Source organism: Betaproteobacteria bacterium (assembly GCA_009377585.1).
Lineage (GTDB): Bacteria > Pseudomonadota > Gammaproteobacteria > Burkholderiales > WYBJ01 > WYBJ01.
This window is the reverse complement of the sequence record WHTS01000024.1, coordinates 57,169-65,325: the sequence shown is the minus strand read 5'-3', so window position 1 is coordinate 65,325 and position 8,157 is coordinate 57,169. Positions and strand designations below refer to the sequence as shown.

Below are 8,157 nucleotides of genomic sequence, written 5' to 3'. Positions count from 1 at the left end.
GGGCGGGACGCGACTGAGTCGCGGACGGGGTGGTCCAGCTTTACTCGACTAACATTGCAACGAAGGAGCACGCCATGCCAACCCTCGAACACAACGGCGCTTCGATCTATTACGAAGAGTACGGCCAAGGGTTTCCGATCCTGACCTTTGCACCCGCGGGCCTTGCATCCGTCATCGCGGTGTGGGATCAGCCGATGGCGCCGATCAAGCCGCGCGCGGATTTCACCGGCTACCGCGTGATCGTGATGGATCAGCGCAATGCCACCGGCGGCCGCTCGCACGCACCCATCACGGCGAAAGACGGCTGGCACAGCTACGCCTCCGACCACATCGCGCTGCTCGATCACCTGAAAGTCGACAAGTGCCACCTGTTCGGCCAGTGCATCGGCGGCTCGTTCATCTTCAGTTTGCTCAAGGCGCAGCCGCAACGCATCGCATCGGCCGTCATCGCGCAGGCGATCGGGCGCGTCGGGCCGCTCAAGGCCGAGAAGTCGCCCCGCTTCGTCGCCTGGGCCAAGGACCTGAAGGACCATCCCGAGGCAACCGAGGCGGTGCTCGAACAGCTCTATCAGAACTTGTACGGGCCGGGCTTCGTCTACAGCGTCGATCGCGATTTCGTGAAGAGCGTGAAGACGCCTTGCTTCGTGCTCGCGGGCAACGACGAGGCGCACCCGCGGCCGATCTCCGACGAGATCGCGAAGCTGCTGCCGAACAACGAGTACATCACCGAATGGAAGGAAGGCGCGGCGCTCGCGGAAGCGAAGGTGCGGGTCAAGGACTTTCTGAAGAAACACACGCCAGCGTGATGGCGCGAAGGATGGATCGACGCACGCGGGCGCGCTTCGATGCGCTCGCCGCGCGCATGGCCGAGGCCTATGCGCGCGTGCCCGAGCAAGAGGGCATGGCTGCAATACTGCGCGCGGTGAAAGCCGAACGCGCGGGTCGGAGAGTCACGCCGAAATCGTCGACGATCTGCAGGCAGCGCTGGAGCAGCTCACCAAGATCGCGGCGCGACTGAAACTCGCTGCGTGAGCTCGGTAGGGCACACCACCCCGTCCGCGACCCAGTCGCGTCCAGCCCCTCCTCGATGAGGAGTGGAAAGCCTCTCTAGCCAGTTGCTTTATCCCGAGCCGGCCACACGGGCTGATGGTGACCGAGCGGCACGGTCGGCCGAGCCCACCGAGGCGGCGTCTCCGATAACTGCAGCACCGGCGAGAGATGCCGCAGTCGGCCGACCGGCGTGTCGCTCGTCATGGCCCAGCGTTCCAGCTCGGCGGGCGTGAATTCCTTTTGCACGTTCTTCAGATCGGCTTGCGGCGCCTCGCCGCGCGAGACGAGCCAGCGTCCGACTTGCGCGAGTGAGATGCGTACGAGCCAGCTGCCGCCTTCGTGCGCGCGGCGCGCAAGCGCGACCATCGCGCCGACCGCCATCAGATAGCCGGTGAGGTAGTCGATCGCCGACACCGGGTAGAACTGCGGGCCGGGCTCGGCGCCGGGGAAGAGCTCGCCCTGGCGGTGCGTGATTCCGCTCACCGTCTGGATCACGGTATCGAAGCCGCGGCGCGACGCCCACGGTCCGGCATGGCTGAAGGCGCAGAGCGAAACGCAGACGATACCGGGGCGCAGCTCGGCCAATGCTTCCGGCGAGAAGCCGCGATTGCCGAGCGCGCCCGGCCGATAGCCTTGCGAGAACACGTCGGTGCCGCGTACCAGCCCTTTCAGCGTCTCCACATCCTTCGCTTCGCGTAAATCGAGATGCGCGGAAAGCTTGCCGTGACCGGTGTCGTACTCCTGCCGACCCAGGCTCGGCAGATGCGCCCCCGTGATCTTCAGAACATCGGCGCCGTGCTCGGCCAGTGTACGGGCGCAGGTGGGGCCCGCGATCACGCGCGTGAGATCGAGCACGCGCACGCCCGACAGGGGACGATCGCCGGCAGGCAGCGGCTCGGGCGCGCTGTCACCGATCTTGATGATCTCCATCAGCGGCAGCGCGGCGACCGCGATGCCCTGCGGATGCTGCGCCCATTCCGCCATCGTGCGCACCATGCCGCCCGCACCCTTGGCGGCGATGATGGCCTCTTCCAGCTCCTGCGCGTCCCACTGCGCCACGGCCTTGCGCACCGCTTCACGATCTTCGGGCACACCGAGCACCTTCAGCGCCGCCTCGCGATGGTTGGGGAAATTGCAATGCAGATAGTTCCAGCGGCCGTTCTTCGCGGGGTACACGCCCATGATGGTGTGACGTCCGAAATCGACGGGCTGGCCTTCCATCACGAGATAATGGCCGCTGCGCAGTGACGCCGTCGCCTGGCGCGTGTCGATGGCGATTTTCTGGCGCCGTCCCGTGCGCATCTCCCACAGGTCGGACACCGCAAGACCCACCGCCGCGAGCGCGGCAGTGCCGGTTTCGGTGATCCGAAACGACGTCGGCAGTATCGGATCGTAGCTGCCTGCGATTTCGACCTCGCGCAGGCGCGCTTCCGGCCAGCCGGCGATCGGCAGAATGGTGCGTAGGGCTTCGTTCGTCATGCGCGTGCTCCTGTGGTCCAACAACTACTGCAACACCAACGTCGCTCCCGCGCAGGCGGGAGCCCAGGAACTTGGGTAATGCTGGATTCCCGCTTACTCGGAAATGACATTTCTCATACGCTTCGCCGGCTCTTTCGACACCGTGCTATCGCCGATGCGAGACGTCATTGCGTCATATCACACCGTCGGCGGCGAGCTGCCCGATCTCGCGCTTCGACATACCGAGCAGCTCCTCGTAGACGTACTCGTTGTCCTCGCCATAACAGGGCGCGCCGCGGTCCAGGCGCCCGCCGATGTAGGCCGGGCTCTCGCTCAGCTTGATCGGCACCTCGGCCACCGGCCAGTGGCCGATCTTGGTGCCGGTCACTTCGGTCAGCCACTCGAGCGCCTTCAACTGCGGACCGTTATCGCAGCGATCGCCTGCGGTTTGGCATACACCCGCCGGAACGCCGGCTTTCTGCAGGGCGAGCATCGCTGCATAGCGGTCCTGTCCGCGCGTCCACTCGCTGACCAGCGCATCGAGCGCGTCCTGATGGGCCAGCCGTCCGGGCAGATCGGCGAAACGCGAATCGTCGCGCCAACCGGGACGCTGCGCCACTTCGGCCAATGCGCGCCATTGCGCATCGGTGAAGCAGGCGATCGTGATCCAGCGGTCCTCGCCCGCGCAGGGATAGACGCCATGCGGTGCCGCCGGCTTGTAGGGCGAGCGGTTGCCGTAGCGCTTCCAGATGCGATCGTTCGCCGACCAGTCGAGAATCGCGGTGCCGTTGATGGCCAGGCCCACTTCCGTTTGCGAGGCATCGATCCACTGGCCCTCGCCGGTGCGGTTGCGATGCAAGAGCGCGCTCAGCATGGCCGTCGCGAAGCTGTACGCGCCCATCCAGTCGAGATACGAATAGCCCCAGCCCGCCGGCATTGCGGGCTCGGGCAATCCCGACATCTCGGACAGTCCCGCGAACGCATTCGCGATCGGGCCGACGGTGCGAAAGCGCCCGTAGGTGCCGTGCGCGCCCATGCCCGATTGCTGCACGTAGATGATGTCGGGCTTGATCGACTTGAGCACCTCGTAGCCCAGACCCCAGTTGTCGAGCACGCCCGGCGAGAAGCCCTCGGCCACGATGTCCGACATCGCGACCAGGCGCTTGGCGATCTCCAGCCCCTTGGGATGGCGCACGTTGAGCGAAATGCCGCGCTTGCCCGGATTCTTGTTGTTGAACTGTCCGCCCATGTCCGGGTCGCTCACGCCCTTGAGCGGCGCAGTCGCTCCTTCGCGCGCTTCGCGCCCGCCCACCGGCGCCATGGCGGCAAGGCGCGTGTCGGGATGGCTCTTCAGCTCCACCTTGATGCTTTCGGCGCCGAACGCGCTCAGGAAACGGGTGCCGCCGGCGGAAGCGAGAAACCAGGTGAAATCCAGTATGCGAATGTCGTGCAGCGCAAACGGCCTGCCGCGAGGCGACGGCGGCTCGTCGGCATGCACGCGCGCATTCGGCGCGACTGCCGGCAGCTCGCGCTTGGGTGCCTGCATGACTGCATCGCCGTCCTCGTTCAGCAACGGTGCGCGCCGGCCCACCGACCAGGTATTGGCGGTCGAGACCCACTTGCTGGTGGCGTAACGGAACTTGCGTCCGAGCTCGGGATGCTCGATGTCCGTGACGCTGTGACGCGCAAGCCAGTGCGGATCGATCGCATTCTCGTGCGGCTTGCGCAGCGGCGCCCACAACATGCCCGCTTCCTGCGCCTCGCGCCAGGGCAGGTTTTCGTGGATGAACGAGCGCGCGAATCGCTGCACCGCCTCCATGCCGTGGTCGCGTCCCTGGTTGACCGGCCCGGTGCCGGGAACGAAACGCCCACCGCGCGGGGCGACCGTCTCTCCGGGATCGAGACCTTCGGCCAGGCCGTAACGATCGAGCAGCTGCACGAGCTTCTGGCCGTCGTCGGGCCGGTTGCCGAGATTCGCCATGACCCAGCGCCCGTCCTTGGTGTGCGCGATGGTGGGGCTGGGCGAGACCGATTCGCGCGCATGCCGGCAGGTCTGGCGCAGCACCTCGGCTCGCCGCATGACCCACGTCATCAAATCCACCTCGGTGGATTTCGACACCGCCTCGTGGATCGCGCACGACACGTACTGGCCCTTGCCGGTGCGCAGCCGATAGAGCAGAGCAGCCAGGATCGCCATCGTCAGCTGCTCGCCGGCGATGTGATACGCATGCCACATCTGCGGCGCGATCGGCGGCAGGTCGTATTTTCCGTCCGGCGCCGGATCGTAGCCGCAATTCATCATCACCCCGCCGAGCGCCAGGTGGATGAGGTCGGATGCCTTGAAGTCCGCCCACGGACCCTCATCGCCGAAGGGCGAGACGCGAGCGACGATCAACGCGGGAAACTGCTCGCGCAAGGCGGAGGTGCTCAATCCCAACCGATCGAGCTCGCCACGCGGCGTGGATTCGAGCAGCACGTCGGCCGTGGCGACGAGCGAGCGCAGGCGTTCGCAATCGCGGGTTTCGCGCAAGTCCAGCACGATGGAGCGTTTGCCGCGGTTGTATTGCCAGAAGAAAAGCGAGCGCTCGGGATCCTCGCGGTCCTGGTAGAAGGGGCCGATCGCGCGCGTCGGATTGCCCCCGGGCGGCTCGACCTTCACCACATCGGCGCCGAGCCCGGCGAGCGCGAGCCCGCAGTATTCGGCCTGCTCGTCGGCAAGCTCGACCACGCGGATGCCGGCGAGCGTCGCATGGCCGCGACGGGAATCGTCGGAACCGGAACTCCCACCGAGCGCTGCCATGGTCTGCCTCCGTGCGCCGGTTAAACCGGCGAGTTGTTGTCAATCGCTGCGGCGCCGCGCGCCTTCGATCCCGCAGGATACGGGGCATCGCAAATGCTAACAAGCGATCGCCGCGTGGAAGAAAACAACACCACCCCGCCCGCGGTCGCGGGCACCCCTCCTCGTGAGAGGAGGGGAAGAAGCGAGACAACACCACCCCGCCCGCGGTCGCGGGCACGTGGCCCGATGCGATGCAGCGCATCGGGCGTTCGCCGGCTCGGATGTGCGCAGGCACATCCTTCGAAACCCCGGCTCACTCTCCTGAAAGGAGGGGAAAATCTCTCCCCTCCTTACCAGGGAGGGGTGGACGCGTGAGCGGACGGGGTGGTTCAAGGAAAAATATGCGCGACAGCGGCTGAACCAAGTTTCCCCTCCTTACCAAGGAGGGGTGGACGCGATAGCGGACGGGGTGGTTCGGCGAGCGCCATTGCCACAACCGCAGTTCCAAGGTTTTCGCAACGAAGAATCATGGTGAACGCATGCCGAAAGCAGCCAACAAGCTTTCCACCTATCACGCCAAGCGCGATTTCGCGCGTACCGGCGAGCCGAGCGGCGAGCGTGCGGTCGTGCCGTCCGAGCGGCTGCGTTTCGTCATTCAGAAGCACGCCGCCAGCCGCCTGCACTATGATCTGCGCCTGGAATGGGATGGCGTGTTCAAGTCCTGGGCGGTGACCCGAGGCCCGTCGCTCGATCCGCAGGACAAGCGCCTGGCGGTCGAAGTGGAAGATCACCCGCTGGACTATGGCGATTTCGAAGGCACCATTCCGCGCGGCCAGTACGGCGGCGGCACGGTCCAATTGTGGGACCGCGGTTATTGGGAGCCGGAAGGGAAGGTCGCGCCCGGAGAAGCGCTTGCCGGCGGCGAGTTGAAGTTCGCGCTCCGTGGTAAGCGGCTGCGCGGAAGCTGGGTGCTGGTGCGGATGCGGCACGATCGCACGGGCTCCAGGCGCAACAATTGGCTCCTCATCAAGCATCGCGACTGGTACGCGCGCAGCGAGACCGAGGCGGCTGCGCTGCTGGCGGAGGATCGGTCCGTGGCTTCCGGACGCACGATGGACGCGATCGCCGCCGGCAAGGGCAGGCGACCGAAGCCTTTCATGCGCGAAGGCACGAGCGCGGACGCAGACGCGGTCTGGCAGAGCAACGGAGAGGACGCAGCGCGCGAGTCGGCACGCAGCCACGGTGCACGATCTACGCGCATGCCATCGGCGAATAGGCCATCGGCGAATAGGCCCGCAGCGAAACGGCCCGCAGCGAAACGGGCCGCAGCGAAACAGGCCGCAGCGAAACAGGCCGCAGCGAAACGGGCGAGGGCAAGTACCGGAACCATAGCGATGCAGGCGCGTGGCGCCGCACGGATGACGACACGCGTGCGATCGTCCGCCGCCATGCAACCAGCGAGCGCGAAGCGCGCCGTAAAGCGCGCACGCAAACCACGTGGCGCAGCGAACGCCGGCACGAACAAGCGCGCGGCGAACGCGGCGGTCAAGCCGGTCGTCATGGGCGTGCAACTGTCGAATGCCGACAAAGCGCTGTGGCCCGAAGAGGATGGCGCGCAGTCGATCACCAAGCTCGATCTCGCGCGCTATTTCGAGCAGGTCGGCGACTGGCTCATCGCACATATCAAGGGCCGTCCGTGCTCGATCGTCCGGGCACCCGGCGGCTACAAAGGCGAGCACTTCTTCCAGCGCCATGCCATGCCGGGCACATCGGCGCTGCTCAGCACGGTGAAAGTGACCGGCATCGAGAAGCCCTATCTGCAGGTAGATCGCATCGAGGGGCTGGCCGCGCTCGCGCAGATCGCCGCGCTCGAATTGCATCCCTGGAATTGCCAGCCGGGCGATCCCGAAACTCCGGGTCGCCTGATATTCGATCTCGACCCAGGGCCCGAGGTGGCATTCAAAGCGGTCGTCGCTGCGGCACGGGAGATCCGCGAACGCCTGCAGCACCTCGGGCTCGAGTGCTTCTGCAAGACCACCGGCGGCAAGGGCCTGCACGTCGTCACGCCGCTGGAGCGAGCGCGCAAAGGCGGGCCGGGCTGGAAGCAAGCGAAGGCGTTTGCCAACGAGGTCTGTATCCGCATGGCTGCCGACAGCCCGCAGCGTTATCTCGTCAACATGGCCAAGCGCCTGCGCACCGGGCGCATCTACCTCGACTATTTGCGCAACGATCGCATGGCCACCGCGGTCGCACCGCTATCGCCGCGCGCACGCGCACATGCGCCGGTATCGATGCCGCTCACCTGGTCGCAAGTAAAGGCCGATCTGGAGCCCGCGCGCTATACGCTTGCGACCGTGCCCGCGCTGATGCGCAAGAGTAGCGCATGGGCGGATTACTGCGAGGCGGAGCGATCGTTGCGCGCGGCGATCGAACGATTGGGCAAGTCGCGCGCCACAGCCTGAAGCTGCGTGGCACGAGCACGCGGTTCGTGCGCTGGCGGCCGGACAAGTCGCCGCGGCAAGGCACCTTCGTGCAGATCGCTCCGGTGCGCTCAAGTTCCGGACGATTCCGTCGATAACGCAGGTTTGCCGACAGGCGCCACACGGTGGTGGTGCGGCCGCGGCGGATGGTTCGGGATCGACGAACGGTGTCGGGCTCGGTGGACGGTGGCGGGCGCCACCGGTATGTCGAGCCCGACGGATGGTGTCGAAAATCCGTCCGTCGAATTGTCGAGCCGACTCGAGTCGTTTCGGGCGTGGCGAACGGCCGAAAACATGTCATCATTGCGGTGCCGTGCGCGTGCCATCATGCGTGCGCGGCGCATCGGGGGGCGCAAGTCGCGTGCGTGCTGCGGTCGTTGCAATGACGAG

General features: G+C 66.4%; 4 protein-coding genes and 1 pseudogene. 3 read left to right on the top strand and 2 right to left on the bottom strand.

All coding sequences use genetic code 11. The features are described from left to right. The first annotated feature begins 74 nt into the window (after positions 1 to 74). Positions 75 to 806 carry an alpha/beta fold hydrolase gene (locus GEV05_10510; GenBank protein MPZ43818.1) on the top strand — a complete coding sequence of 244 codons (732 nt, stop codon included), beginning with the start codon at positions 75 to 77 and terminating at the stop codon, positions 804 to 806. Positions 807 to 817: 11 nt separating this feature from the next. Further along, a pseudogene (locus GEV05_10505) lies at positions 818 to 937 on the top strand (prevent-host-death protein). A 170-nt stretch (positions 938 to 1,107) separates the two neighbouring features. Here GEV05_10505 and GEV05_10500 read toward each other — a convergent pair. Both GEV05_10500 and GEV05_10495 read right to left on the bottom strand, forming a co-directional pair. Then, positions 1,108 to 2,529, bottom strand: a complete 1,422-nt coding sequence (locus GEV05_10500; GenBank protein ID MPZ43817.1) for a CoA transferase — start codon at positions 2,527 to 2,529, stop codon at positions 1,108 to 1,110. A 172-nt stretch (positions 2,530 to 2,701) separates the two neighbouring features. After that, complete coding sequence (locus tag GEV05_10495) at positions 2,702 to 5,308, bottom strand: CoA transferase (GenBank protein MPZ43816.1); 2,607 nt, start codon at positions 5,306 to 5,308, stop codon at positions 2,702 to 2,704. Positions 5,309 to 5,826: 518 nt separating this feature from the next. On the opposite strand from GEV05_10495, the gene GEV05_10490 reads away from it, so the two are divergent. Continuing rightward, entirely contained in the window at positions 5,827 to 7,749 is a 1,923-nt protein-coding gene (locus tag GEV05_10490; protein ID MPZ43815.1) for a hypothetical protein, read from the top strand. Positions 7,750 to 8,157 lie beyond the last annotated feature (408 nt).